This window comes from Streptomyces asiaticus (assembly GCF_018138715.1).
Taxonomy (GTDB): Bacteria; Actinomycetota; Actinomycetes; order Streptomycetales; family Streptomycetaceae; genus Streptomyces; species Streptomyces asiaticus.
The window spans coordinates 912,595-938,829 of sequence record NZ_JAGSHX010000006.1; the positions used below are offsets into that span (position 1 = coordinate 912,595).

The 26,235-nt window shown below is 71.2% G+C and carries 23 protein-coding genes; 11 read left to right on the forward strand and 12 right to left on the reverse strand.

Annotated features, from left to right (window positions below):
• Positions 1-91: 91 nt before the first annotated feature.
• The 5 genes from KHP12_RS11600 (at position 92) to KHP12_RS11620 (ending at position 5,808) form a co-directional block, all read left to right on the forward strand.
• The gene (locus tag KHP12_RS11600) at positions 92-1,765 is read left to right on the forward strand and encodes a sensor histidine kinase (protein ID WP_086881109.1); all 1,674 of its coding nucleotides are present in this window, start codon (positions 92-94) and stop codon (positions 1,763-1,765) included.
• The gene (locus KHP12_RS11605; RefSeq protein WP_138916359.1) at positions 1,762-2,454 is read left to right on the forward strand and encodes a response regulator; all 693 of its coding nucleotides are present in this window, start codon (positions 1,762-1,764) and stop codon (positions 2,452-2,454) included. The genes KHP12_RS11600 and KHP12_RS11605 overlap by 4 nt, the downstream gene beginning before the upstream one ends.
• Positions 2,455-2,698: 244 nt before the next feature.
• Positions 2,699-3,730 (forward strand): LacI family DNA-binding transcriptional regulator, encoded by a 1,032-nt coding sequence (locus KHP12_RS11610; RefSeq protein ID WP_086880247.1) that lies wholly within the window; start codon positions 2,699-2,701, stop codon positions 3,728-3,730.
• A 162-nt stretch (positions 3,731-3,892) separates the two neighbouring features.
• On the forward strand, positions 3,893-4,363 hold the full coding sequence (locus KHP12_RS11615) for an RpiB/LacA/LacB family sugar-phosphate isomerase (protein ID WP_086880248.1): 471 nt from the start codon (positions 3,893-3,895) through the stop codon (positions 4,361-4,363).
• An 86-nt stretch (positions 4,364-4,449) separates the two neighbouring features.
• Positions 4,450-5,808, forward strand: a complete 1,359-nt coding sequence (locus KHP12_RS11620; RefSeq protein ID WP_086880249.1) for an MFS transporter — start codon at positions 4,450-4,452, stop codon at positions 5,806-5,808.
• Between the two features lie 126 nt (positions 5,809-5,934).
• On the opposite strand, the gene KHP12_RS11625 is transcribed toward KHP12_RS11620, so the two are convergent.
• The 3 genes from KHP12_RS11625 to KHP12_RS11635 all read right to left on the reverse strand — a co-directional run bounded on the left by KHP12_RS11625 (position 5,935) and on the right by KHP12_RS11635 (position 7,967).
• Complete coding sequence (locus KHP12_RS11625; RefSeq protein ID WP_086880250.1) at positions 5,935-6,750, reverse strand: SAM-dependent methyltransferase; 816 nt, start codon at positions 6,748-6,750, stop codon at positions 5,935-5,937.
• 103 nt (positions 6,751-6,853) lie between these two features.
• Positions 6,854-7,066, reverse strand: coding sequence for a DUF397 domain-containing protein (locus tag KHP12_RS11630; protein WP_086880251.1), 213 nt, complete (start codon positions 7,064-7,066; stop codon positions 6,854-6,856).
• Positions 7,067-7,091: 25 nt separating this feature from the next.
• The gene (locus tag KHP12_RS11635) at positions 7,092-7,967 is read right to left on the reverse strand and encodes a Sco1979 family transcriptional regulator (protein WP_037953671.1); all 876 of its coding nucleotides are present in this window, start codon (positions 7,965-7,967) and stop codon (positions 7,092-7,094) included.
• A gap of 264 nt (positions 7,968-8,231) precedes the next feature.
• Here KHP12_RS11635 and KHP12_RS11640 point away from each other — a divergent pair, with 264 nt between their 5' ends.
• From KHP12_RS11640 to KHP12_RS11665, 6 genes are all read left to right on the forward strand, one after another.
• Entirely contained in the window at positions 8,232-8,672 is a 441-nt protein-coding gene (locus tag KHP12_RS11640; RefSeq protein ID WP_210610515.1) for an ATP-binding protein, read from the forward strand.
• Between the two features lie 48 nt (positions 8,673-8,720).
• Positions 8,721-9,161 (forward strand): hypothetical protein, encoded by a 441-nt coding sequence (locus KHP12_RS11645; RefSeq protein WP_245010220.1) that lies wholly within the window; start codon positions 8,721-8,723, stop codon positions 9,159-9,161.
• 238 nt (positions 9,162-9,399) lie between these two features.
• Positions 9,400-11,706 carry an AbfB domain-containing protein gene (locus tag KHP12_RS11650; protein ID WP_086882944.1) on the forward strand — a complete coding sequence of 769 codons (2,307 nt, stop codon included), beginning with the start codon at positions 9,400-9,402 and terminating at the stop codon, positions 11,704-11,706.
• 155 nt (positions 11,707-11,861) lie between these two features.
• Positions 11,862-13,712: a glycoside hydrolase family 76 protein gene (locus tag KHP12_RS11655; protein WP_086882945.1), complete on the forward strand. Its 1,851-nt coding sequence runs from the start codon at positions 11,862-11,864 to the stop codon at positions 13,710-13,712.
• A gap of 59 nt (positions 13,713-13,771) precedes the next feature.
• A complete protein-coding gene (locus KHP12_RS11660) occupies positions 13,772-15,217 on the forward strand; it encodes a family 43 glycosylhydrolase (protein ID WP_211832914.1) in 1,446 nt (481 codons plus the stop codon).
• Between the two features lie 113 nt (positions 15,218-15,330).
• A complete protein-coding gene (locus tag KHP12_RS11665) occupies positions 15,331-16,233 on the forward strand; it encodes a LysR family transcriptional regulator (protein WP_086882962.1) in 903 nt (300 codons plus the stop codon).
• A 42-nt stretch (positions 16,234-16,275) separates the two neighbouring features.
• On the opposite strand, the gene KHP12_RS11670 is transcribed toward KHP12_RS11665, so the two are convergent.
• The 9 genes from KHP12_RS11670 to KHP12_RS11710 form a co-directional block, all read right to left on the reverse strand.
• Entirely contained in the window at positions 16,276-17,586 is a 1,311-nt protein-coding gene (locus KHP12_RS11670; protein ID WP_086882946.1) for an alpha-glucosidase/alpha-galactosidase, read from the reverse strand.
• Entirely contained in the window at positions 17,583-18,539 is a 957-nt protein-coding gene (locus KHP12_RS11675) for a carbohydrate kinase family protein (RefSeq protein WP_086882947.1), read from the reverse strand. The genes KHP12_RS11670 and KHP12_RS11675 overlap by 4 nt, the downstream gene beginning before the upstream one ends.
• A 40-nt stretch (positions 18,540-18,579) precedes the next feature.
• Complete coding sequence (locus KHP12_RS11680) at positions 18,580-19,425, reverse strand: carbohydrate ABC transporter permease (RefSeq protein WP_086882948.1); 846 nt, start codon at positions 19,423-19,425, stop codon at positions 18,580-18,582.
• Positions 19,422-20,372 carry a carbohydrate ABC transporter permease gene (locus tag KHP12_RS11685; protein ID WP_086882949.1) on the reverse strand — a complete coding sequence of 317 codons (951 nt, stop codon included), beginning with the start codon at positions 20,370-20,372 and terminating at the stop codon, positions 19,422-19,424. Before KHP12_RS11685 ends, KHP12_RS11680 begins: the two co-directional genes overlap by 4 nt.
• A 9-nt stretch (positions 20,373-20,381) precedes the next feature.
• Positions 20,382-21,725 (reverse strand): ABC transporter substrate-binding protein, encoded by a 1,344-nt coding sequence (locus KHP12_RS11690; protein ID WP_086882950.1) that lies wholly within the window; start codon positions 21,723-21,725, stop codon positions 20,382-20,384.
• A gap of 305 nt (positions 21,726-22,030) precedes the next feature.
• Positions 22,031-22,645 (reverse strand): DUF742 domain-containing protein, encoded by a 615-nt coding sequence (locus tag KHP12_RS11695; protein WP_086882951.1) that lies wholly within the window; start codon positions 22,643-22,645, stop codon positions 22,031-22,033.
• Between the two features lie 16 nt (positions 22,646-22,661).
• Entirely contained in the window at positions 22,662-23,111 is a 450-nt protein-coding gene (locus tag KHP12_RS11700; protein WP_037953651.1) for a roadblock/LC7 domain-containing protein, read from the reverse strand.
• Between the two features lie 30 nt (positions 23,112-23,141).
• Positions 23,142-25,946 carry a sensor histidine kinase gene (locus KHP12_RS11705; protein ID WP_211832921.1) on the reverse strand — a complete coding sequence of 935 codons (2,805 nt, stop codon included), beginning with the start codon at positions 25,944-25,946 and terminating at the stop codon, positions 23,142-23,144.
• Positions 25,947-26,089: 143 nt separating this feature from the next.
• Positions 26,090-26,233: an MFS transporter small subunit gene (locus KHP12_RS11710; protein ID WP_167442578.1), complete on the reverse strand. Its 144-nt coding sequence runs from the start codon at positions 26,231-26,233 to the stop codon at positions 26,090-26,092.
• Positions 26,234-26,235 lie beyond the last annotated feature (2 nt).

The following is a 26,235-nucleotide window of genomic DNA, read 5'->3' on the forward strand; positions in this document are numbered from 1 at the left end:
CCCTTTCGCTTCCCATACGGCGGACGCCATGATTGTGCGGCCTGGTGGACAATGCGCCCAGGTTGTGTCAGCAGGAGAGATTGAGTTCATTGTGGTCGCCGCGTTCCGTCGCCAAACGCTCGCGGGCGAGATGCTGCTCCTCCAGCTCGCCATCGTCGTGGTGGTGCTGATGGCGGTGGCGGCGGTCTCGCTCGCGCAGTCGGAGGCCACCTTCAACCGGGTGGAGGGCCGCCGGGTCGGTGCGCTCGCCGAGCAGCTGGCCGCCCAGCCGCTGGTGCGCAGCAGGCTGGTGGGGCCGTCGCCGGCGGAGGCGCTGGCCCCGCTGGTGTACTCGGCGCGGGTGCAGTCGCGGGTGACGTCCGTCACGGTGGCCGACCGCCACGGGCGCGTCGTCAGCTCGACGAATCCCACCGTGCTCGGCGACCGGCTGCCGCTGGGCGAGGGGGTCGGCCGGGGCCGTGGCTGGTCGGGCACGCTGGACTGGGACGGCAGCCGGGAGCTGGTGGCGCAGGTGCCGGTGCTCGGCGCGACGGGGGACGACCTGGGGCGGCATCTGGGCACGGTCATGATCGGCGAGGCGTCCCCCACGGTGTGGCAGCGGCTGAGCGGCGCGTCCTCGTATCTGCCCGTCTACCTCGGCGTGGCGAGCGCGCTCGGCGTCGTCGGCTCCTGGCTGCTCGCCCGGCGCGTCAAACGGCAGACGCTGGGCCTGGAGCCGCGCGAGATCACCGGCCTTGCCGAGCACCGCGAGGCGATGCTGTACGGCATCGCCGAGGGCGTCGTCGCCCTCGATCCGCAGCACCGGGTGACCCTCGTCAACGACATGGGCAGGCGGCTGCTGGACCTGCCCGAGGACTGTGTCGGCCGCAACCTGGCCGAGCTCGGCATCGAGGGACGGCTGCTGGACGTCCTCGCCGGGGCGCGGAAGGAATCGGCGGACCCGAAGGACGAGGTCGTGGTCCGGCACGGCCGGGTCCTGGTGATGAACCGCATGACCGTGGTCAAGGACGGTCGGCCGCTCGGCTCCGTGACCACCCTGCGGGACCGCACCGAGCTGGCGAGGCTGGAACGCGAGATCGGCTCCTTCCGCTCCACCTCCGAGCTGCTGCGCGCGCAGACGCATGAGTTCGCCAACCAGCTGCACACCATCTCCGGGCTGATCCAGATCGGCGAGCAGGAGGAGGTGGTGCGCTACATCCGGGCGCTGAACCAGCGCCGCCAGTCGCTCGACATGTCCATCGGCCGCCGGGTCCGGGACACCGCCATCGCCGCCCTGCTGATGGCGAAGGCGTCCCAGGCCGCCGAGCGGAGGGTGGCCCTGCGCCTCTCGGACCGCACCGCGCTGGACCGGCTGACACCCGAGGACGCCGCCGATGTGGCGACCGTGGTCGGCAACCTGGTCGACAACGCCATCGACGCAGCCACGTCCGAGCACGGCGGTGGGAACAAGGACGGCGGCGGGGCCGGCGACGAGCCGTGGGTGGAGGTCGAGCTGCGCCAGGACCACACCAGTGTGGAGATCGTGGTGCGCGACTCCGGCCCCGGCGTCGCCCCCGGACTCGCCCAGGAGGTCTTCGCCCACGGCTTCACCACCAAGGCCGCCCGGGAGGGCGAGCGTGGCATCGGACTCGCGCTCACCCGGCTCGTCTGCGAGCGGCGCGGTGGTGAAATCGCGGTGACCAACACCAGTCAGGGCGCGATGTTCAGCGCCCGCATGTCCGTCAGCCACCCCGCCGACGCGGTGGCGGAAGGAGCGACCCGATGACCGAGTCGGCCGGCACGATCGATGTGCTCGTCGTGGACGACGACTTCATGGTGGCGCGCGTTCACCGCACCTTCGTGGAGCGGGTGGCGCCGTTCCGCGTCGTCGGCACCGCCCACACCGGCGAGCAGGCGATCGAGGCGGTCGACGCGCTCCGGCCCGACCTGGTCCTGCTCGACCTCTATCTGCCGGACCTCTTCGGCCTGGACGTCATCCCCCGGCTGCGCACCGCCGGGCACGACTGCGACGTCATGGTGATCACCGCGGCGCGGGAGGCCGACGCGGTGCGCGGCGCCGTCCGTCAGGGCGTGGTCGACTACCTCCTCAAGCCCTTCGACTACGAGGACCTCCAGCCCCGCCTGGAACGCTATGCGACCCAGCGCGGGCGGCTGCTCACCACGGTCGTCCGTGGCCAGGCGGATGTGGACCGCGTCCTGGCCGGGGCGTTCGCGCCCCCGGCGGGCGGCGCCCTCCCGAAGGGTCTGAGCGTGGAGACCGCCCAGCTCGTCGAGCGCGCCCTCCGCGAGGCGGACGGCACCGTCTCCGCCGCCGAGGCGGCCACCGCCATCGGCATCTCGCGGGTCAGCGCCCGCCGCTACCTGGAGTACTTCCACGCCACCGGCCACGCCGATGTCTCCCTGCGCTACGGCACCGCCGGGCGCCCGGAGCGCCGCTACAGCCGGCGGGCGTAGCGCCCCGGGAGGTCCGCGCGACGGCTCATATCGGGCCGGGCGGGCGACCACTGGCTGAGACGGCCGAACGAGCCTTGTGAGAACTCTTGACTCGGCTGGGCGCGTCCACCAAGATCCCCGCTGGAATCGATTCCATGGAATCGATTCCGGAGCCCGCCGCCCCTGCCGTCAACTCCCCAACCTCACCACCAGGGCAGCGAGTTCGCCGCACCCGCACGAGCCCGCCCCAGTAGAAAGGTCGCATGTGGACGCCACCGTCACCCTCAAGGACGTCGCAGCCCGCGCGGGTGTCTCCGTGGGGACCGCGTCGCGGGTGCTCTCCGGTCACTCGGCCACCTCACCCGCGGCCCGAGAACGGGTGCGGGCGGCGGCCACCGAGCTCGGCTACCGGGTGAACGCCCGGGCGCAGGCGCTGCGTTCGGCGCGCAGCCATGCGGTGGGGCTGCTCGTCTCCGACGTACGCAACCCGTTCTTCGCGGACATCGCCCACGGCGCCGAACAGACCGCGCTCGCCTCGTCGTACGTCACACTGCTGGCCAACGCCAACGAGGACACCGCACAACAGGACACCTACCTGGATGTGTTCCTCACCCAGCGGGTGGACGGCATCATCATCGCTCCCCAGGGAGAGGGCCGTGGCGATCTGCGCGCTCTGGAAGAGGCGCGGGTGCCACTGGTCTTCGTGGACCGCGTCGTCGACGGGTTCGATGTGCCCAGCGTGACGGCCGACAACGCACAGGGCGTCGAGCTCGCCGTCGCCCATCTCGCCGAGCAGGGCCACACCCGCATCGGATACATCGGCGGACCGCCGTCGGTGTCCACCGGGCGGGCGCGGCTCAGCGCGTTCCTGGAGGCGATCGCCCGCCACCACCTGGACGACGACCCCGCGCTGATCACGGCGGGGGACTTCCGCCGGGCGAGCGGTGGCACGGCGGCCGCGAAACTCCTCGCGCACCACCGGCCGCCGACCGCGCTGCTCGCCGCCGACAGCCTGATGGCGGTCGGCGCCCTGGCCGAGGTGCGCCAACGGGGCTTGCGGATCGGCGAGGATCTGGCCCTGGTCGCCTTCGACGACATCGAGTGGTTCGGCGAACTCGATCCCCCGCTCACGGTGGTGGCCCACGATGCCCGCGCCTTAGGGGCGACCGCGATGCGGCTCCTGCTCGATGTCATCGACGGCGGTACGGCCGAGTCGGTCGTCCTGCCGATGCGGCTGATCCCCCGCCGGTCATCGGCGGCGCGACCGCACACCGCTGCCAGTCGCCCCTCCGCCTGACGACCCGCCCCGTTCATAACCCGCAGCCCGTAACCCACAGTCCGTAACCCACAGTCCATAACCCGCGCACTCCGCGGACCCGCCCACCCCGCGGTCCCGCCGCCTCGGCGTGGCGTCCGCGGGGCGGCTCACCCTGCCCGACGCACCGACGAAAGGCTGACCATGCGCATCGCACTCGGCAACGACCACGCGGGGCTGACCCTCAAGGAACACGTCCGCCAGGTGTTGCTACGTCTGGGACACGAGGTGGCCGACTTCGGTCCCGACACCGACACCCCCGTCGACTTCCCCGACATCACCTTCGCCACCTGCGACGCCGTACGCGGCGGGGATGCCGACCGCGCCGTACTGGTGTGCGGGACGGGTGCGGGGGCGCTGATGGCCGCCAACAAGATCGCGGGCATTCGGTGCGGCCTCGGCCATGACGTGTACTCCGCCCACCAGGCCGTCGAGCACGACGACGCCAACGCGCTCGCCATGGGCGCGTGGCTCATCGGACCCGCCATGGCCACGGAGGTCCTGGAGGCGTTCCTCGGCGCGACGTTCGACGACGACGCCGACACCGTGCGCCGCGTGGCCAAGCTCCGCGATCTGGAGCTGCGTTCGGCCCGCGAGCTCGCCGAACACATCTGATCCCCGCCGGCCACATCCGACGTCCCCGGCACACCCGTCCCCGGCACACCCCGTCCCCGGCACGCCTCCGCTCGAAGGGAACCGGTATGACCGCTCCTGCCTCACCCTCGTCTCCCCCGCCCCCGCCCCCGCCCGCCGCACGAGGACGCGTCAGGACAGCCCTCGCGTCCGCCGTCGGCACCTGCGTCGAGAACTACGACTTCGTCGCCTACGGCACCGCGTCCGCCCTCTACTTCGGCGACGCCTTCTTCCCCAACTCGGACCCGGTGGTCGGCACCCTGCTGGCCTTCGTCACCCTCGGCGTCGGCTTCCTGATGCGCCCGATCGGCGGGGCCGTGGGCGGCTACCTCGGAGACCGTCACGGGCGTAAGCCGGTCCTGGTCGGCGCCCTGCTCACGATGGGCATCGCCACCGTCCTGATCGGCATGCTGCCCACCTATGAGCAGGTCGGAGTGGCAGCGCCGGTACTGCTGGTGGTCATCCGCTGTGTCCAGGGGCTGGCGTTCGGCGCCGAGTGGGGCAGCGCCGTGATGATGACGTACGAACACGCGCCCCGCACCCGCCGCGGCCTGTATTCGGCGATACCGCAGGCCGGAAACCCCCTGGGCATCGCGCTCGCCAACATCGCCTTCCTGCTCTCCTCCACCCTCGACTCCGACTGGGCCTGGCGGCTGCCCTTCCTGGCCAGCGCCCTGCTGATCGTGGCCGGAGTGGTGATCCGGATGAAGCTCACCGAGTCCCCGGAGTTCGAGGCCGCCCGGGCGAAGGGCACCACCGTCCGCAACCCGCTGCTCAGCGTGGTGCGCGAGGACTGGCGCAATATCCTGCGCATCATCGCGCTGCGCGTGGTGGAGTCCTGCGCCTACTACCTGACGGCCACCTATCTCCTCTCCTACATCACCGACCGCGACGACGGCGACCGTGGGGTGGCGCTCGCCGGAGTGGTCACCGCCAGCCTGCTCGCCACCGCCACCACCGTGCTCTCCGGCGCGCTCACCGACCGCGTGGGCCGCCGCACGGTGTACCTGGTGGCATGCGTGCTGGCCGCGGTCTTCGGCTTCCCGATGTATCTGATGGCCAACACGGGCGCTCCGGTGCTCATCGTGCTGATCTTCCTGATCGGCATCGGGGTGATCCACGCGGCGCTGACGGGCACCCAAGCCGCCTGGTTCGCCGAGCTGTTCAACACCGCCACCCGTACGTCCGGGGCGTCCCTCGGCTACCAGACCGCGGCGTCGGTGGCCGGTTTCGCGCCGTTCCTCGCCGTGCTGCTCGCGGAGTCCTTCGGCTGGGCGGGCCCGGCCGGACTCTATGTGTGCATCGCGCTCGTGGGACTCCTCGGGGTGCTGTCCACCCGCGAGACCTGGAGCCCCGAGCAGCGCGCGGTCCTCCCGGCCGGTCAGCCGCGGCGAGCGGCCGATCGCGAACGGCACCCCTCCCGCTGAGCCGAGGGAACGGCACCCCTCCCGCTGAGCCGAGGGAACGGCACCCCTCCCGCTGAGCCGAGGAGCAGTCGGCGTGGGCCCGGACACGGCGCCGGGCCCACCGGTCAACGGCGTCGGGCAACGACGTCAGGGCTTGCGGGCCACCGCCCCGTACATCGCGATGTCCTCGTCCTTGATGTCCTCGGTGGCGGTGGCGTCCGGGCGCCACTTGTGGACCTGGGTGAGGCCGGGCTCGACCAGCTCGAGGCCGTCGAAGAACCGCTCGGCCTCGGCCTCGGTGCGCAGCCGCATGGGCATGTCGCGGGCCGCGTACTCACGGGCGACCCGGGCCACCTCGTCCGGCGCGAAGTCGGCGGTGCCGATGGACATCGCCAGGTAGCTGCCGGAGGGCAGCGGCTCCAGGAGGCGGTTGACGATTCCGTAGGCGTCGTCTTTGTCCAGGACGAAGTGCACGATGGCGATCACCGTCAGGGCGACCGGCTGCGTCAGATCGAGGGTCTCGCGGAGTTCGGGGGCCCGCAGGATGGTGGCGGGCTCGCACATGTCCGCTTCGACATACGCGGTCCTGCCCTCGGGGGTGCTGGCGAGCAGGCCCTGGGAGAGCGTGAGCACGATGGGGTCGTTGTCCACGTAGACGACCCGGGAGTCCGGGGCCACCGCCTGGGCGATCTCATGGAGGTTGGGCGAGGTCGGGATGCCGGTGCCGATGTCGAGGAACTGCCGGATGCCCGCCTCCTCGGCCAGATAGCGCACGGCTCGGTTCATGAAGTCGCGGTTGGCCCGCATATGGATCGGCAGGGCGGGCCACTCGCGGGACATGGCGATGCCCGCTTCCTTGTCGGCCGGGTAGTAGTCCTTACCGCCGAGGATGTAGTCGTAGATACGTGCCGAATGCGCGCTCTCGGTGTCGATGCGGTCGGCCGACCATCCGTTGTCGCTCAAGGCGTCCCCTCCCAGTGGATCGTCAGTTCGCTGTTGGTGTGGCCCCCGGTCGCGCGGGCCTGGACGGGCCCGCGCGACCGGGAAGGATGTGGTGCCGTGGCGGCTAAAACAGGAAGTCGGCGTCGCCGTCCTTCACACCCGCCAGAAACCGGGTCATCTCGTTCGTGGTGAAAACCAGTGCGGGGCCGTCGGGGTCGGTCGACTGGCGCAGCGCCACCCGTCCGCCGTGCAGCTTCTTGGCCTCGACGCAGGCACCCCCGGCGTCGTCGCTCCACGGCTTGGACCAGCCCAGGGCGCCGAGGTGGTGGGAGGGCATGCCGCTGCGTATGTGGTGGTGCACTTCAGAGCTCCTTGCGAATTGCGCCGAGGACGGCCTCGGTTTTCCTGGCGGGCACCGACTGGGCGCCCATCCGGTCCAGGACCTCGCGATACACCACCACGTCGTCTTCCTTGTCCAGATACACCGCGCCGACCAGGCCGCTGAGGTAGACGATGTCGGGCAACTCCGGGGCCCTGAACCGGAAGACATGGAACGCACCGGCCCGCATGGCCGGATGCGGTCCGCTCCCGAACGGCATGATCTGCACGGTCACCTGGGGAAGGGCGCTGACCTCGATCAGATGGTCGATCTGGGCGCGCATCACGGCCGGGCCCCCGACCGGCCACCTCAGCACCGTCTCGTCCATCACGACCCACAGCCGGGGAGGGGATTCCCGGGACAGCAGTTCCTGGCGCTGCATCCGCAGGGCGACCCGGCGCTCGGTGGCCTCCGACGGAGCGTGCGGATTTCCGGCGCTGAGCAGCGCACGGGCGTAGTCCTCGGTCTGGAGCAGCCCGTGCACGAACTGCGCCTCGTAGGCGCGGATCTGAAGCGCCGCCTGCTCCAGATTCAGATACGCGGCGAACCAGTCCGGCATCACATCGCGGTAGGTGTGCCACCAGCCGCGCTTGTTGGCCTCGCGGACCGACTTCAGGAAGGTGTCGAGCTCATGCCGGTCGGTGATGCCGTACGTCTGGAGCAGCTTCTCCACGTCCGCGAGTCTGAGCCGGGCCACCTTGGCGGCTTCCATCCTGCGGATCGTGGAGTGGCTGACCCCGATCGCCGCGCCCGCCTGGTCGTAGGTCAGGCCGGCACGCGTCCGCAGCTCCTCCAGCTGCCTGCCGAGGATCATGCGGAGGACAGAGGGGGCACCGCCCCATGCGGTTTCCGCCGCCAACGCTCTACCTCCCCACACCGGGCTACGGCTGAAGTCTGTCACGGTCGCCGACCGCGCGAACGACATCCCCCCGATGGCAACTTGCAATTTTCAACTTACCGCTTGCAAGTCGTTCGTTGCACCTGTCACAGTGGTCACACCGTCCGATCACGGTGGGAACGCTTGCGTGGGTACGTCCGTAGGCACTGCGCAGTGCGGGAACGGCACGGTCATGATGCGCAGGCAGACGAAAGGCGGCCGCTCGTGGCTCCCCTCGCCCTTCCCCTGACTCCCCTTCGGACGTCCCGGGAGCAGGACACCCACCCGGGATGTGCTTTACGGCTTCCGTCCACCGCTTCGTCGGTGAGCACGGTCCGCGCGGCCGTGCGCGAGCGGCTGCGCGCCTGGGGCGTGAGCGCCCAGGTGTGCGATGACGCGCTCCTCGTGGTCTCCGAGCTGGTCACCAACGTGATCACACACACGCGCAGCGATCACCTGGAGTGCAGGCTGAGCGTCGGCGCGGGACTGCTGCGCCTCGAGGTCGAGGATGAGATCCGGGCCCACACCCTCCCCGCGCCCCGCACCCCCGACCCCGATGAGCACTGCGGACGAGGGCTTCTGCTGGTCGGCGCGGTGAGCAGCGCCTGGGGCGTCAGGGACGCCCCGCACGGGCCGGGGCGGATCGTATGGGCCGAGCTGCCGTCGCGCACGGAAGAGTGTCACTGACTCATGGACCGACAGTTTGTTGCCCCTGAGGCGCCTGAGACACGCGAGATGCCTGAGGCCCCGTCACTCGGCGCGGCGCGCCTCTGGCGAGGCCACCGCGGACGCCTGCGACTCCCCGACGGACTGCCCGCCAGACTGGGATACGACGCGGTGGGGATGCCCACGGACATCGGCAGGCGGGTCATGAAGTGTCTGCCCCGCATCGGCTGTGTCTTCGCCGACGACCAGCGGTGGTGGTGGATCGTGCCGTCGGGGTCGAACATCGACGTCGCCTGGCCGCCGTTCACCAGCTACGCGGTCGGGGCGCGGATGACCGACCTGAGCGGCGAGTACTCCGGGCGTTCCCGCCTCCCCCGCCTGATCCATCACCCCCAGGACGACTCGCCGTACACCCCGCCGATTCCGCTGTACTTCATGACCTGTCATATCGCGGGCATCCGGCCCCGCTGGTCACCTGGGGACGCCTCCGGGCCGTCCCGAGCGATCTAGGTCCCCTCCCGCGCGCTGCCGCTCCGCATGCGACCCTGCCTCGCCGACAACGTTGTCCCAAGGTATGGACAAACACTGGAGTGAGTGCTCTGGTAATGCGTGCAGCAAGTGTTCCCTGTGGAAGAGTTCCGCCGTCCTCCGGGCGGCGGCGCCAACCGGACCATGGAGCAGCAGCGTGCTGAAACACTTGTTCCTTCGTTTCCCCTCCCTCCGTCCAAGACGGACCTGGCGGCGGCGCGTGGCGGCCGCCGTGGTCCCCGCGCTGGCCGCCACCGGTCTGCTCGTCTCCGGCGCCGGCCCCTCCCACGCCGCCCAGGCCTGGGATCCCAAACCCTCCCCGATGACGACTCCATGGACGAACCAGGTCCCGGTCTACAACCCGCTGCCGGAGTATCCGCGCCCGCAGCTCACCCGGCCCGACTGGTCCCCCCTCAACGGGATCTGGGACTTCGCGGTCACCTCCCGCGACGCCGGACAGCCGGCCACGTTCGGTGAGCGGATCCGGGTGCCGTTCGTGCCCGAGTCGGCGCTCTCCGGCGTCCAGCGCGAGATCACCCAGAATGACAAGCTCTGGTACCGGCGCACCTTCACGGTCCCCTCCGGCTGGAACGGCCGCCGCGTCCAGCTCAACTTCGGCGCGTCCGACTGGGAGACCACGGTCCGGGTCAACGGCAAACAGGCGGGAGCCGCCCACCGCGGCGGCTACGACGCCTTCAGTTACGACATCACGCCCCTGCTGAACGGCGGCACCAACACCGTCGTCGTCTCCGTGTACGACCCCACGGAGACCGGCGGTCAGGCCATCGGCAAGCAGCGCGTCCAGGACGTCACCCCGCACCCCGGCCACAGCATCGTCTACACCGCCTCGTCGGGGATCTGGCAGACCGTCTGGCTCGAGCCCACCGCCCCCGCGCACATCACCCGCCTGGACATGGTCCCGCGCCTGGCGGACAACACCCTGCGGGTCACGGTGCGCGGCGCCGGAGGAGCCGACGGCGCGGGCGTCAAGGTCACCGTCTCCAGCGGCGGTACGACGGTCGGCAGCGCCACCGGCACCGTGGGCGGCGAGCTCTCCGTGCCGGTGCCGAACGCCCGTCTGTGGACGCCGGAGGACCCGTTCCTGTACGACGTCACGGCCGAGCTGACCGGCGCCGCCGGAGCCGACAAGGTCGGCAGTTACACCGGCATGCGGTCGATCGCGGTGAAGGACGTGGGCGGGGTCCGGCGGCCGGTGCTCAACGGCACGTTCGTCTTCCAGACCGGCACCCTGGACCAGGGCTACTGGCCGGACGGCATCTACACCGCGCCCACCGACGAGGCCCTCAAGTACGACCTCCAGAAACACAAGGACCTGGGTTTCAACATGGTCCGCAAGCACATCAAGGTCGAGCCGCAGCGGTGGTTCTACTGGGCGGACCGGCTCGGGCTGCTGGTGTGGCAGGACATGCCCTCGATGGACAGTGGCAAGACCCCGGACACCGCGGCCCGCGCCCAGTGGGAGAGCGAGTACCGCGCCATCATCGACCAGCACCGCAGCTCGCCCGCGCTCATCCAGTGGGTGGACCAGAACGAGGGCTGGGGCCAGTACGACCAGGCCCGCATCGCCGACATGGTCAAGGCGTACGACCCCTCGCGCCTGGTCGACAACATGAGCGGCGTGAACTGCTGCGCCGCCAAGGACGGCGGCAACGGCGACGTCATCGACAACCACAACTACGTCGGGCCCGGCAACACTCCGACGGAGCCGGTGCGCGCCTCGGTGCTCGGGGAGTACGGCGGCCTCGGCTACCGGGTGCCCGGCCATGAGTGGTATCCGGGTGGCGGGTTCAGCTACGAGGACCAGCCGAGCATCCCCGCGCTCAACAACCGGCTCGTCGGCCTGCTCGACGGCATCCGGGAGAGCGGCATGCCCGCGGGTGGCCTGTCGGCCTCCGTCTACACCCAGATCACGGACGTGGAGAACGAGGCCAACGGGCTGATGTCCTACGACCGCCAAGTGGTGAAGGTCGACCAGGCCCGGGTCCGGGCCGCCAACCAGGCCCTCATCGCGGCCTCCCGGTCGGCCGGCGCCACGGTGAAACTGCCCGTCGGGCAGAACGTGTCGATCCGGGTCACCACCCCCGGCTACACCGACCGCTACATCCGCCACTACGACGGGCTGGGCTTCACGGAGGTGGTGAACGCGGCCAGCGCCGATCTGCTGAAACGGGACGCCACCTGGACGGTCCGGCAGGGTCTCGCGAACAAGCTCTGCTACTCCTTCGAGTCCCGCAACTACCCCGGTGAGTATCTGCGCCACCGCGACTTCCGCGTCCGGCGCGAGGCGGGCGACGGCTCCACCGTGTCCAAGGAGGACGCCACCTGGTGCCCGACCCAGGGCAGCGGTGGCATCCGGATGTCAGCCGCCAACTTCCCCGGACAGTATCTGCGGCACATCAACGCCGAGCTGTGGCTGGCCCAGTCCGGCGGCAGCCACGCCTGGGACAACCCGGCCGGCTTCACCGAGGACACCACCTGGGCGATCGAGTCGCCCTGGGCTCCCTAGCACGACCGCCGCGGGCCCCGGCCGAAGGGGCCCGCGCCCTCCGGCGGCCGCCCCCGCGCGGGCGGCCGCCCGTCTCTCCTCCCCCACGTTCAGCCGCCACTTCACTCCTCCTCCACGCTCATGCGCACGGCCCCCCACGGAAAGGCGGGTACGTCATGTCAGCGCGGCTCCACCGTGTCCTCCACGGACTTCTGACCCTGGCCATCGCCCTGGCCGGTCTGGTCGCCCTCCCCACGCCGTCCCGTGCCGCGACCGCGGTCTGCGCGCTGGCGTGCGACACCCTCGACCCCTCGAAGGCGCAGCGCGAGACCTTCCCCGTACCGCAGGTGAACCTGGGCGGCCGGATCCTGAAGCTGCACGTCTCCGACCCCGACTCCATGGCCTGGGCCAGCATCGACAACGGTGTGAGCGGTGATGCGGTCTGGCTCGACCGGTCCTGGGACCGGGGCGCCACCTGGGAGGGCCTGCTCGGCAAGGCGAGCATCCCCGGCACCTGGACCGGCACCCGCACCCTGATGTACAACCTCACCGACCCGGTGGGACACCGGCGCGGCTGGATCCGCGCCTGCGCCGACGCCGCCGGTGTCACCTGCACCGGCTGGGTCTACCCGAAGGTGTGCGACGGCTCGCTCTGCGACGGCGCCGACCCCGCCACCGCGGCGGGCGACGACCGCCCGGTGCCCGCCACCACCCTGTTCGGGCGCACCATCAGCCTCCATGTCGACCAGAAGAACGCGATGGCGTGGGGCGTCATCGAAAGCGGTGGCACGGGCGACGAGATCTGGCTGGACCGCTCCTGGGACACCGGCGCCACCTGGCCCGAGGGCTCCTCCCTCGGCCGTACGAGCGTGGCGTCGGGCAAGACCTCGACACGGACGGCCATGTTCGCCACCCGGGATCCGCGCGGGCTGATGTTCGGCGGCGCGGTCCGGGCGTGCGGACGTGAGGCGAGCCACCAGGAAGGCAGCTGCACGGCCTGGGTCAGACCCGCGCCGAGCCGGGCGCGCGCCGCCGCTGACGCGCTGATGGCCTCGTACCACCCGTACGAGGGCTGGTGGCGCAGCAGTTGGTGGAACTCGGCCGTCGCGGTCACCTCGCTCATCGACTTCGCCCAGCGCACCGGGCGGCACGACTACGACTGGGTCATCGCCCGCACCTTCGAGCAGAACCGCGGCACCTTCGCCCCGGGCGAGCGCAGCTCCGACGCGGTGGAGGGCCACTTCATCAGCCGCGCCATCGACGACGCGGCCTGGTGGGGCGTGGCCTGGCTGGCCGCGTACGACCACACCCACGAGCGGCGCTACCTGGACGAGGCGGTCACCATCGCCACTTACGTCCACCAGTACTGGGACACCGGCAGCTGCGGCGGCGGTGTGTGGTGGGACCGGGAGCGCACCTACAAGAACGCCGTGACCAACGGGCTGTACCTGTGGCTGACCACGTCACTGCACCGGCGGATCTCCGGCGACACCGTATGGGGCGGCCGGGCGGCCACGGCGGCGACCTGGTACCTGGGCAGTGGGTTGATCAACAGTGCGGGCCTGGTCAACGACGGGCTCACCGGTGATTGCCGCAACAACGCGCAGACCGTGTGGAGTTACAACCAGGGCCTCGCCATCGGCGCCTTCACCCAGCTGTGGCGGTCCACCGGCAACACCCGGTACCTGGACACCGCCCGCCGCCTGGCCGACGCCGCGACCACCTCGGCGGCGCTGACCCGCGACGGCGTCCTCACCGAGTCCTGCGACACCGGCGGCAACTCCTGCGACGACAACCAGAAGCAGTTCAAGGGCGTCTTCATGCGCCACTTCGCCGACCTCGCGGACGCCACCGGGTCCGCCGGCTACCGGGCGTACATCAAGAAGCAGGCCGACTCGATCTGGGCCACCGACCGCGACCCCCTCAACCGGCTCGGCCAGCGCTGGGCGGGCACCAGCCCCAACCAGGTGGACTGGCGCACCCAGGCCAGTGCCCTCGGCGCGCTGACGGCCGCGGACGGCCTGTGACACCTCCCCCACGAGCCAACCCGCACGAGCCGTACTCGCATCGACGCAAGGAAGCGCCCATGAGCCCTCGCACCACCCGCCGCCGGGCGGCGCTGCTCACCGCCCTGCTCGCCGTCCTGTGGGGCCTGATCTCCGGCCCGCCCGCGGCCACTGCGGCCCCGCACACCGCCGCCGCGGGCACCTTCCGCAACCCCCTCAACACCGGCCCCGACCCATTCGTGGCCACCTGGAGCGGGAACTACTACCTGACCACCACGCAGGGCGACAGCATCCGGATGTGGCGCTCCACCTCCCTGGGCAGCCTGCTCGACGCCGACCCCATCACCGTGTGGACGGACACCGACGCCTCCCGCAACCAGCACATCTGGGCTCCGGAGTTCTACCGCTTCGGCAACCGCTGGTACCTCTACTACACCGCCGACGACGGGACCGACGACCACCACCGGCTCTATGTGCTGGAGTCGGACCGCGACGACCCGGCGGGCCCGTACCACTTCACGTCCCGTCTGACGCCGCCCAACCACTCCGCCGACTTCGCCATCGACCCCGGCATCCTCGAGCACAACGGACGCCTCTACCTCGCCTACTCCGGTATCAACCAGTACCAGCACAACGGCCTCAACATCGCCCCGATGTCCAACCCGTACACCGTCTCGGGCAACGCGGTCGCCATCAACGCGGCGGGCGGCTGCCCGGAGGTGCGCGAGGGCCCCGAGTTCCTCTACCGCAACGGCCGCACCTGGATGACGTACTCCACCTGCGACACCGGCAAGCCGGACTACCAGGTCTGGATGATGTCCCTGCCGTCCACCGCCGACCCGCTCGTGCCCGGCAACTGGACCCAGCGCTCCGGCGCGGTGTTCTCCCGCGCCGATGACCACGGCGTCTACGGCCCCGGCCACCACGCGTTCTTCCGCTCGCCCGACGGCAAGGAGGACTGGATCGTCTACCACGCCAAGACCACGTCGGTGAACACCTACAGCAACCGCACCACCCGCGCGCAGAAGATCACCTGGAACGCCGACGGCAGCCCGAACCTGGGCCGCCCGCTCGCCATGGGCGCCACCCAGGACCTGCCGTCCGGCGACCCGGGAGCGGGCACGTACTGGATCAATGACGACGGCCGGTCCAGCGGCGACGGAAGCGTGTCGTACACCGGCTCCTGGAACTCGGGGACCGGCTGCGCCACCCAGTGCTTCTGGAGCGACGACCACTGGAGCGACCGGGCGGGCAACACCGCCACGTTCTCCTTCACCGGCACCCGGATCGCCCTGCTGTCGGTCCGCGACACCGGCAACGGCATCGCCGCCCTCAGCATCGACGGCGGCCCCGAGCAGCGCGTGGACTTCTACGGTGCGATCCGCACCGGCGAGACGCTCCAGTACCTCAGTCCCCGGCTCGCCTCCGGCCGCCACACCCTGCGCATCCGGGTCACCGGCGAGCACAACGCCCAGTCGGGCGCCTCGTTCGTGAGCGTGGACCGCGCCGAGGTGTACACCCGCTGACACCCGGCACATCCGCGGCCCCCGCCCGGCGGCGGGGGCCGCACCCGCCGCGGGGTCGGGTGAGACATGACGCCGTGCGCAATCCCACCGGCGCTTGCCTTACCGTGGCGCACGTGGATCTCAACTTGCTCGTGGCGCTCGACGCGCTGCTGGAGGAGAACAGCGTGACCGCCGCGGCGGACCGGCTGAACCTCTCGCCACCGGCGATGAGCCGGACGCTGGCCCGGATCCGTCGCGCGACCGGCGACGACATCCTGGTGCGCGCCGGCCGCACCATGGTCCCGACCCCGCGCGCCCTCGAACTGCGCGAGGAGACCCGCGATCTGGTCCGGCGGGCCACCGCCGTGCTCACTCCCGTGCGCCGGCTCGACCTCGCCGCCCTGAACCGGCACTTCACCGTGCGCGGCCATGACGCGCTGCTGGCCGCCCTCGCCGCCCCGCTGATCGCCAGGGTCGGCGCCACCGCCCCGAACATCCATCTGAGCCTGCTGGCCGAGTCCGCCGCCGACCAGCCCGACCTCGCCCGGGGCCAGGTCGATCTGGAGATCGGCGCGGACGAGCCGGGCCGCCCGGAGATCTCCTCCGAGGTGGTCGGCGCCGACCGGCTGGTCCTGGCGCTGCGACGGGGGCATCCGCTCGCCAAGGGCCGGGTCGGCCTCGACAGGCTCGTCCGCATGACCTTCGTGACCGTCTCGCGCCGGGGCCGACTGCACAACGCCATCGACGACGCCCTCGCCGAACGGGGGCTGCGACGGCGGGTGATCGCGTCCCTGCCGACGAGCGCCGCGGCGCTGGACGTGGTGTCCCGTTCGGACGCCGTGGCCGTCGTCGCCGAGCGGGTCTGCCGACCCGCCTCGGCGAGGCTCGGCCTCGTCACCCGGCGGCTCCCGCTGGAGCTGCCACCGACCCGGGTGGTCCTCACCTGGCATCACCGGCACGACAGCGACCCCGCCCACGCATGGCTGCGCGGCCAGGTGCGGGACGTGCTCCGCGAGGCGACCGACGGCACTGCGTGAGTCGCTTGGCACACTATTCTTCGTATTGTCAGATGACTGGGGTCAGAGGGCGAGGGTCGCGCGCAGCGCCGGTTGCAGCCGTTCGCGGTGTGCGCGCACCATCTCGTCGCACAGCTCCCAGATCTGCTCGACACGCAGGGCGGCGGCGGTCGCCGGGTCGGTCATGGCCGCGTGCCGGATGTGGCGTGGCTCGTTCTCCAGGGCGGCGCGCACCACGAGGTCGTTCATGCTGAGGTAGGTGCGGTTGAGCGCGGCGAGCTGCGGCGGCAGCGCACCGGCCCGGGTCGGCCGCACCCCGGACCGGTCGACCAGACACGGCACTTCGACCACGCCGTGGGACGGAAGGTTCTCGATGAGGCCGTGGTTGGGCACATTGCCGTAGACGGTCCTGGGGGTGCCGGTCACCATGGAGTGGATGATCTGCGGGGCGTACTCCATGGTCCCCTCGACGTCGATGGGGGCGCCGGTCGCCAGGGCGTCGCGGGTTTGTTCGTACGCGGCGACGTTCTCGTCCACGATGCCGAGGTACGCGCCGACGGGCAGCCGCAGCCGCTCGATCTCGCTGTCGTGGTGCAGATACCAGGGCACATACTCGGAGGAGTGCTCGCTGGTCTCGGTCGGGTAGTAGCCGAGCCGCCGGTACATGTCGACGCGGACCCGCCGCCGCAGCTGCTCGTTCTCGGCGATCAGCGCGTCCAGCCGGGGGTAGAGATCGGTGCCGTCGTGCTCCAGACGGAGCACCCACGCCTGGTGGTTGACCCCGGCGGCGCGGTAGGTGACCTCGTTGAAGGGGACCTTCAGCAGGTCGCACAGGTCGTGGATGGTCCAGTGCACCGAGTGGCACAGGCCGACCACCCGGGTAAGACCGGTGGCCGCCACGAGGTACTGCACATTCATGGCCATCGGGTTGGTGTAGTTGAGCAGCCATGCCCCGGGGCATACGGCGGCGATGTCCTCGCCCAGCGCCTTGAGGAACGGGAAGGTGCGCAGGGCGCGGAAGATGCCGCCGACGCCGAGGGTGTCGCCGATGGTCTGCCGCACACCGTGGCGCGCCGGGATCTCGAAGTCGATCCGGGTGGCCTCCCCCATGCCGATCTGGACGAGGTTGATGACGAAGTCGGCGCCGTCGAGCGCCTCGCGCCGGTCGGCGTGTGCGGTGATGTGCGCGGCGGCGCCCCGCCGCTCGGCGATGTAGCGCGCGGCGGCCTCGGCGGTGGCCAGGCGTTGCGGATCGATGTCGTGCAGGGCGATCCGCGCGGTCTTCAGCTCCGGGAAGGCGAAGAGATCCGCCAGCAGGCCCTGGGTGAAGACGACGCTTCCCGCGCCGATCAGCACGATCTTGGGGTTGATCATGACGGGAGGTCTCCGTTGGCGGTGAGGTGGGTGAGGGCTTCGTCCCAGGTGGGCTGGGCGGTGGTGCCGCCCGCGGCGCGGGTGGACAGCGCACCGCAGGCGGCGGCGAGGTCGAGCGCCTCGGCGATCGGCCGGCCCGTGAGCCGTCCGGCGAGGAAGCCCGCGTTGAAGCTGTCGCCCGCGCCGACGGCGTCCTGGGGTGTGACACGGATCCCGGCGGTGGTGTGCAGGGTCCGGCCGTCGTGGCACAGGGCGCCGTCCGCCCCGTTCTTGACGGCCACCAGCGGGACCTGCCGCGCGAGCACTTCGGCGGCCGCCACGACGGATGTGCCGTCGGTGCCGGCCAGCCGGTGGGCCTCGGCGGCGTTGGGCAGCAGGAGGTCGGTCCGGGCGAGGACGGGCGCCAGCGCGGCGGGGTCCCATCGGCCCGAGGGGTCGTCGTTGGTGTCCAGCGAGGTGGTGGCGCCCGCCGCGCGGGCGGTGTCGAACAGGTCCGGCAGATCGGCGGCGAGCCCCGGCATGAGGAAGAAGGACGCGGCGTGGAGATGCCGGGCCGAGGTCAGCAGGTGTGGGGGGATGTCGCGGCCCGAGGTGGCGGCGAGGGTGCCCGGCGCGGTGAGGATGGCCCGGTCGTCCCCGCGGGTCACGATGACCGTGAGCGGTGTCGGCAGGCCGCCGTCCAGGTGCAGTCCACTGACGTCGACGCCGTGCGCCGCGAGCCGGTCGCGCATGTAGTGTCCGGCGCCGTCGTCCCCGACGCGTCCGGCGAAGGCCACGCGCAGCCCCAGCCGGGCGGCGCCGCACGCGGTGATCGCGGCGGATCCGCCGAGGGTGAGCGCGCCGCTGTCGACGAGCTGTTCGCGCTGGCCGAAGGCGAGCGCGGTGTCGAGCGGTCCGACGATGACGTCCGGGTTGGCGTCCCCGATGACGAGCAGGTCGAAGGTGGGTGGCATACGGGTTCCTGAAGGGTGAGGGAGGGCTGGGCGGTGCCGGTCAGCCCTTGAGGCCGGTGGAGGTGATCGACCGGACGAAGGTCTTCTGGGCGGCGAGGAAGGCGAGCAGCACCGGCAGGACGGTGATGACGTTCCCCGCCATCACGGCCGACCACTGGGTGTGGTGCTGCCCCCGGAAGGTGGTCAGACCCAGCTGGAGGGTGTAGTTGGCGTCGTGGTTCAGCGCGATGAGCGGCCAGGACAGGTCGTTCCAGGTGGTGAGGAAGGTCAGGACGGCGACCGTGCTCAGCGCCGGGCGGGACAGCGGGACGACGATCTGGAACAGCACCCGCAGCCGCGAACACCCGTCGATCCAGGCGGCCTCCTCCAGCTCCCGGGGCAGGGAGAGGAAGAACTGCCGCAGCAGGAACACCGCGAACGGCGTCACCAGCGACGGCACGATCAGCGCCCCGAGGGTGTCGACGAGCCCCAGCTTCCGCATCACCAGGAACGTCGGGATCATCGTCAGCTGGAACGGGATGGCCATGGTGGCCAGCATCAGCACCAGCAGCACCCGGGACCCGCCGAACCGCATCCGGGCGAAGGCGTAGCCGCCCAGCGTCCCCAGCAGCAGATTGGACACGACCGCGACCGCCGAGACGATCAGGGAGTTGGCGAACCAGCGCGGGAACATCGCGTTGCCGAGCACGAAGCGGTAGCCGCCCAGGTGGATTCCGGAGGGCCAGAGCGCGGGCGGGAAGCGGTTGATCTCCGCGTCGCTCATCACCGAGCTGAGCCCCAGCCAGATCAGTGGTACGGCGAAGAGCAGCGCCAGTGGCGCGAGCAGCAGATGCCACGGGCTGAACGGCAGCCGCGGCCACCGCCGTGAGGAGGACCGATCCGTCATGACGTGGCTCCCTCGATGCGGTGGTCGCCACGGCGCCGGACCAGCCGCAGCGCCGCGGCGGCCACCAGCAGGGCGACGCCGAGGACGTAGGCCGCGGCGGCCCCGTAACCGGCGGTGAAGTTGCGGAACGCCTGCTCCCAGACGAAGTAGACGATCACGGTGGTGGACCCGAGCGGACCGCCCTTCGTCGTCACGTACACCAGGTCGAAGACCTGTAGGGCGCTGATCGTCTGCCAGAGCAGCAGGAACACGCTGACCGGCGCGATGGTGGGCAGGGTGACATGGCGCAGCACATGACGGCGTTCCGCGCCGTCCAGGGTGGCGGCCTCGGTGAGCTCGCGGGGCACGTCCTGGAGGGCCGCCAGGTAGATGACGACGCAGAAGCCGGTGCCGCTCCACAGCGAGATGCCCACCAGGACCAGCAGCGCCTGGCCCGGGTCGGACAGGAAGCCCTGCGGGGAGACTCCGAGGCGGTGCAGCAGCGAGTTGGCCGCGCCGAACTCCGGGTCGAGGATGAAGGAGAACAGCACGCCCTGGGCGGCGGCCGAGACCACGAACGGCACGAAGAGCAGCGTGCGGTACAGACCGGCGAACCTGATCCGGCGGTTGAGGACCAGCGCGAGCACCAGCCCCAGACCGATGCTCAGCGGTACGTACAGCGCCGTGTACTCCAGGGTGTTGCGCACGGCCTGGCCGAACTGCGGATCGTCGGCCAGCTGGCGGTAGTTGTCCCAGCCCACCCAGACGCTCGGGGTGAGGAGGTCGCTGTACTGGAACGACAGCAGCAGGGACCACAGGACGGGGATGACGCTCAGGCCCAGGATGACCAGGACGGAGGGGAGGACGAACGCCCAGGCGGTGGCGGCCTCCTGGCGGCCTCTGCGGCGTGCGGGACGGGCCGGTGTGCGGGGCGCCGGACGGGTGATGGGGGTGGGCAGACGGGACATGGGAGCTCCTCAACGCACCTTCGCGATGGCCGCGTCGGCCTCGTCGGCGCACCGCCGCAGGGCCTTCTCCGGTGTGCTCCTGCCGAGCAGGACGGCGGTGATGGCCTCGCCGAACGGCATGGAGATCTTGGGGTAGGCCCGGTCGACGGGCCGTACCCGGGCGGTCTCCAGCACCTCGGTGAACACCGGCAGACCGGGCACCTCGGCCGCGTACGCCCGCCACTGCGGACGGCGCTCGGCCGGCCGGCTCTGCGGCAGGCTGCCGACCTGGGTGTCCCACAGATACCCCTGCTCGGGCTCCATGAGCCAGCCGACGAACGTACGGGCGGCCGTCAGCCGCGCGGAGCCGTTGTCGAACACGCTCCAGGTGTCGGGGCCGGAGATGGTGACCGACCTGCCGTGGAAACTGGGCAGCGGTACGACCTGATAGTCGATCTTCGCCTGGCGGATGTCGGGCAGCTGCCAGGGGCCGGTGGCGACCATGCCCAGCCGGCCGGCGGCGAACGCCTGGTACATCTGCTCACCACCGGGTTTGGGATCGACGTAGACACTCCTGTCCTTGGCGAGTGCCGCGAGCACCTCGAGGGACCGGACCCCGGGTTCACCAGCGAACCCGATCTCCCGCTTGCCCTCGGCGATGACCTCGCCACCCAGATCCCAGATCATGGGCCACATCCGCCACACCGTGTCCTCGTCGCCCGCGGCGGGCCAGCCGGTGCCGAACGTGCCCCTGCCGCGGTCGGTCAGCTTCCTGGCCGTCTCGAGGAACTCCGGCCACGTCCAGCCGGGGCCGGGCAGCTCCACCCCGGCCCGACGGAAGAGGGCCTTGTTGCACACCACGGCGAGCGAGTCCAGCACCGCGGGCACCGCACGGACCACACCGTCGACCGTGACGCCCTCCCGGGCGGCGGGCCAGTACTGCTTCCACGGCACCTGCCCCGATTCCACGACCGTCGTCAGATCCGCCAGCTGGGGGCTTCTGGCGACGCTGGCCAGGTCGGAGCCGAAGATGTAGGCGACATCGGGCGGCGATCCGGCGACGAGACCGGCCATCACCTTCTGGAGCATGTCGTCCGCCAGCACGCCGCCGCTCAGGTCAATCCGTATCTTCGGGTGGCTACGGTGGAAGTCGGCCACGAGCCGCTTGACCGCTCGCAGGGCGGTACTGGTCTGCCCGTGCCACACCTCGATGTGCACGGTTCCGTGGGAATCCACCCCCAGGCCCGTCCCGCATCCCGCCACGGTGGCGCCCATGGCGCCGGTGAGCGCCATCGCCCCGCCGCCGCGCAGCAGGCCACGCCGGGACGGACCGCCGCGCACAGGAGGAGGGATACGCGAACGGTTCAGGCTCATCGCTGAGAGCTCCATGATCCGAGGGCACGGCCCCGCCTCGGTCACGGACAGCGACCTGGCGACTCGGGCCGGACTCACGGCGGAGCCGCATACCGGCTGGGCGTACCTCTGCCGCCGAGGATTCGACATCGGCGTGCCAGGGAGTAAACCGATCAGACCGAATCACGTCAAGAGCGTGAAACTGTTCAGTGTTGGCTTTGAACGCGCACAAGCAATCAGCGAGTGGACGTTCTTGGGCGGGCATCGCACCCGGAAACGGGCATATCGCCGCGCGGGGACCTGTCGGTTCCCGCGCGGCGAGCTCGCTAGATCCGCCGAAGCCCCACCAGCACGCGCTCCATCAGGGAGACGTCCGGTACGTCGCCCTCCGTGGAAGCCGTCCGGTGGACGGTGATCAGGCCGTGCTCGGCCATGTCGCCGAGCAGGACCTTGGCCACCCCCAGTGGCACCGAGAGCATGGCCGCCACCTCGGCCACCGACCGCGGCTCCTGGCACAGCGCGATCACCGGGCGGTGGTCCGCCTGGAGGGTGTCCATCGAGCGGTGGCCCAGCTCGGTGGTGGTCACCAGGGTCTCGACCTCGAAGTGATGGTCGGACCTGGTCCGGCCGCCCGTCCACGAGTAGGCGCGGACCAGCGAGGCCGGGCCCTGGCTCCCGTCGTGCTCCGCGTCCCAGACGCCCGACCGCTCCGGCTCCGACGACCCCCGAGGGGAGGTTCCCCCGGGCTCCTCGGGCCGGGCATGCCCGCCCCGGCGGCCGGACCGGGCGCCCTCCGGCGCCCCGTCGGACCGGGGTGGCTTCCGCCCGCGTCGCCCTTTGCCGAAGCTGAAGGCATTGAGCACGTCGGCGAAGGTCTGTTCGTCCTCCGCCCCCTGTTCTCTCCCAGGTCCCCGCCCAGAAGGGCCTTCACCGGTGCTCATCTTCTCCCCGTCCGGCCTATTGGGCTGCTGTCCGCTTTATGCCCCGAAGGTGCAATTCCTGGAGCTCGGCGCGGAGTTCCGGAGTCAGCATCTCGCCGACCTGATCGACCAGTACCGTCATCTCGTACGCCACCTGACCGATTTCGCAGTCCGGCGCCGCCAGCACCACGAGGCACGAGCCGTCCTTGATCGACATCAGGAGCATGTTCCCGAGCTCCATCTGAATGACGGAGGACCGCACATCACCGGTGTCCATGCACTCGGCAGCGCCCTGGATCAGGCTGATGGCCCCGGCGGCAATGGTGGCGACCTGCTCGGCCCGATCGGCCGCCAGCCCTTCCGACGCGGTGAGCAACAGCCCGTCGGCCGAGACCACCACGGCGCATGCCACATTGGGCACACGCTCGGTGAAGTTGGTGACCAGCCATCCGAACTGGCTCACCTCCCGCAGCTGGGGTGAGGTCATGGGTTCTTCCTGTCCATCTTCGCTGAGACCTTATGTCTCGTCGCGTCCGTCGGGCTGAGCCCGCCGGATGCCCGACTGGTAATTGCTGAGGAACGAATGGGTGCGGCCGGCGTTCCGCCGCGCGGCGGCCTCGTCCGCGGTGGCGCGCGGCGCGGACCGCTCTCCGGTGGCGCGCGGCTTCTCCCGGTCCGCCGCCTGGCCCTGGCGCGGCACCCGCCGGGGCAGCCCGGCCTGGGTGACGCCGCCCGCCTCCGCGGCGCCGGGCCGCTCGTGGACGATCTGGCCGGGCTCGTCCGCGGGGTCCGGCCGGCTCTCGTCGGGCGGCTCCTCGTCGTGGGAGCCCTCCGGTGCCGTCTCGGGCGACGCGAACCATGGCGAGGGGGCGTCATCCGGGACGGTCGGACGCGAACGCTGCGGGGGCACCATGGGCTGCCCCGGCGGCTGTGCGGTACGGCGGTCCGCGGGCGTTCCGCCGTCGCCGGGCAGGGCGCCGCTCTTCTCCGGTGCGCCGTCGTCGACCGGGGCGCCCTCGCCGACCGGGGTGGGACGGCCCGGCTTGGTGGGGTGACCTGGCGTGGCCGGGTGGCCTGGCTTTACGGGGTTCCGGCGCGGCAGTCCGCCGGTCTGCTGGGGATCCGTGAACACCCGCGAGGAGCCGGGGCGGGTCGGCAGGGAGCGGCCCGTGTGCTCGGACGCGGCCGGGGCATCACCGGTGCGCAGCGAGCGGGGGGCGTCGGGCACGCGGCGCGGCAGGGGCGCCGCCGGGGCGCCGCCGAGCTCACGGTGCGGCCGCGCCGGCTCGGACGTCCTGGCGGAGGTCTTCCGGACGGGCAGCGAGCTCTCCCGGCCCGCGATAGCGGGCTTGTCACCGAGCATCAGCCTGGCCGGTACGAGCACACCCGCGCGCAGCCCGCCACCGGTGTCCCGCTCCGAGATCAGCTCCACGGTGACGCCGTGGCGACGGGCCAGCCGACCGACGACGGTCAGGCCCATCTGCCGGGACGTAGGTACCTCCACGGATGCGTCCCCCGCTACGCGCCGATGAGCCTTGGCCAATTCGGCACCGCTCATCCCAAATCCCTCGTCGCGGACCTCGATCAGTGCGGAACCGTCCAGCTGAAGTGTATTGCTGACGGTCACCTGGGTCTCCGGCGGGGAGAACGCGGTGGCGTTGTCCAGCAGCTCAGCGATCATTCGCGCCAGGTCACCGGCAGCGTACCCGATCACCTCGGCGGTGGGAACGGGCTCCACCACCACCCGGCGGTAGTGCTCGATCTCGGAGACCGCGGCGCGCAGCACACTGTCCAGCTGCACCCGCTGCTCGGAGGGGCGGACGGGGGTGCTGCCGCACAGGACCATCAGGTTCTCGTTGTTGCGGCGCATTCGGGTCGCCAGGTGGTCCAGCTTGAAGAGGCTGGCCAGCTGGTCCGGGTCCTCTTCGTGCGATTCGAGCTGCTCCATCAGGCGCAGCAGCCGGTCCACCAGGCTCTGGCTGCGCCGGGAGAGGTTGACCAGGGTGTCGCGCAGGTCGCCGCGGAGCGCGGCCTGTTCGGCGGCCAGCCGCACGGCCTGACCGTGCACCGCGTCGAACGCCCTCGCGAGCTGCCCGAACTCCTCGGTGGTGTGGACCGGTACGGCGCTGATCGAGGTGCTGGACGCCTCGCCCTCACGGATGCTGGACACCGCCTCCGGGAGCCGGTGCTCGGCCACGTCGAGCGCGGTGGAGCGCAGCACGGTCAGCGACCGCAGCAGATGGCGGGCGATGGCGATGCCGATGGCGAAGGCGAGCAGGAGCACGGCGAAGAGCAGCACCGACTCCGCACCGGCCCGGTCGCTGGTCTCGTCCTGGAGCTTGGCGGAGGTCGCGCGGAGCCGTTCGGCCAGTCGCTTCTCCACCGTGTTGATGAGGCTTCCCTGCGCCTCCGAACTGCGGTGCCAGGTGTGGTCGGAGAACGGCGGGGCGTCGGCGGAGTTCTGCCCGGCGTGCAGCGAGCCCGCCTGGGACAGCACGGCGTCCAGCAGCTTGGTGCGCCGTTCGACCTCCGGGCCGGTGACCGTGCGGTCGTAGGCGCGCTGGTCCGCCGCGGTGGCCACGGCGCGGAAGTCGCTCAGCTTGTCCCGCATGCGGATGTCGGACTCCTGGAGCGCCCTGATGAGTTTGGGGTCCTCCAGCCTGCCGGGCTCGGGCGCCGCCATGACGATCACATGCTGGAGGTGGACCTGCTCCTGGACCATCTCCAGGTCGTACAGCGCGCTGGCCGGTCCGGACAGCTGAGCGTCACCGAATCCGCTGCCCAGCGCCTGGTCCAGGTCGAGCAGGCTGTTGATGACCTTGCTGTACTCGGTCACCGCGGTCCATGAGCCCAGGTCCTTGGACGTCACCCGCTTGCGCAGATCGGGCAGTCCCTCCAGGAGCTTGGAGGCGTCGCGGTAGCGGTTGGCCGAGACCCCCTTCAGCCCGTGGGTGCGCTGCGTGGTGCGGATGACGGCGGCCTGAGCGCGGTCCACGCGCCGGGTCTGCTGCCGGAGCATGGCCGGATCGGCGGATCCACCGCCGCTCAGCCGCTCGGCCGACAGGGTGCGCTCCATCTGCAGATCGCCGATCAACGGCCTCAGCCCGGCGCGCAGCTTGACCAGCCGCTGCACGTCCGCGTACGTGTTGGCGCGCTCGACGTCGCGCTGGATCTGCACGACGCCCAAGGCCACGGCGAGCAGAGCGGGCACCACCAGAACGGCGCCCAGCTTCACCGGCAGCCGCCAGTTGCGCCACTCCACGACGCCGGCCCACCACGACGCCGAGCGGTCGCGCGCGGCCGCATGCCTGCCCGGGGTCATGAGGCGCGCTCCGCGCTCGGACCGGCTTGCCCACAGGGATGTATCACGATGCCGTTTCTCCTGGGATTTCCCCGGATGGGGAAAGTCGAACGCCCGGCGGCGCGCCGCCCCATCGCTTCGGCGATGAGCCGACGCGCCTGCCTTTACTCGAACAACTTGCTACTTTTCTCCGCCAGTTGATAGAGGCCGTACAGAAACGGCACCGCCACCCACAGCCATGCCACGACCATCACCACGGGGGAACCCGCCTTGGTCGCGTTCGACGAAGGGCCGTCTGCGTCAGTCACCG

Coding starts and splice junctions, on each gene's coding strand:
- KHP12_RS11605 (WP_138916359.1), top strand. CDS start 1,762: ATGACCGAGTCGGCCGGCACGATCGATGTGCTCGTCGTGGACGACGAC.
- KHP12_RS11615 (WP_086880248.1), top strand. CDS start 3,893: ATGCGCATCGCACTCGGCAACGACCACGCGGGGCTGACCCTCAAGGAA.
- KHP12_RS11620 (WP_086880249.1), top strand. CDS start 4,450: ATGACCGCTCCTGCCTCACCCTCGTCTCCCCCGCCCCCGCCCCCGCCC.
- KHP12_RS11630 (WP_086880251.1), bottom strand. CDS start 7,066: ATGCCCTCCCACCACCTCGGCGCCCTGGGCTGGTCCAAGCCGTGGAGC.
- KHP12_RS11645 (WP_245010220.1), top strand. CDS start 8,721: ATGCCTGAGGCCCCGTCACTCGGCGCGGCGCGCCTCTGGCGAGGCCAC.
- KHP12_RS11655 (WP_086882945.1), top strand. CDS start 11,862: ATGTCAGCGCGGCTCCACCGTGTCCTCCACGGACTTCTGACCCTGGCC.
- KHP12_RS11660 (WP_211832914.1), top strand. CDS start 13,772: ATGAGCCCTCGCACCACCCGCCGCCGGGCGGCGCTGCTCACCGCCCTG.
- KHP12_RS11670 (WP_086882946.1), bottom strand. CDS start 17,586: ATGATCAACCCCAAGATCGTGCTGATCGGCGCGGGAAGCGTCGTCTTC.
- KHP12_RS11675 (WP_086882947.1), bottom strand. CDS start 18,539: ATGCCACCCACCTTCGACCTGCTCGTCATCGGGGACGCCAACCCGGAC.
- KHP12_RS11680 (WP_086882948.1), bottom strand. CDS start 19,425: ATGACGGATCGGTCCTCCTCACGGCGGTGGCCGCGGCTGCCGTTCAGC.
- KHP12_RS11685 (WP_086882949.1), bottom strand. CDS start 20,372: ATGTCCCGTCTGCCCACCCCCATCACCCGTCCGGCGCCCCGCACACCG.
- KHP12_RS11690 (WP_086882950.1), bottom strand. CDS start 21,725: ATGAGCCTGAACCGTTCGCGTATCCCTCCTCCTGTGCGCGGCGGTCCG.
- KHP12_RS11695 (WP_086882951.1), bottom strand. CDS start 22,645: ATGAGCACCGGTGAAGGCCCTTCTGGGCGGGGACCTGGGAGAGAACAG.
- KHP12_RS11700 (WP_037953651.1), bottom strand. CDS start 23,111: ATGACCTCACCCCAGCTGCGGGAGGTGAGCCAGTTCGGATGGCTGGTC.
- KHP12_RS11705 (WP_211832921.1), bottom strand. CDS start 25,946: ATGACCCCGGGCAGGCATGCGGCCGCGCGCGACCGCTCGGCGTCGTGG.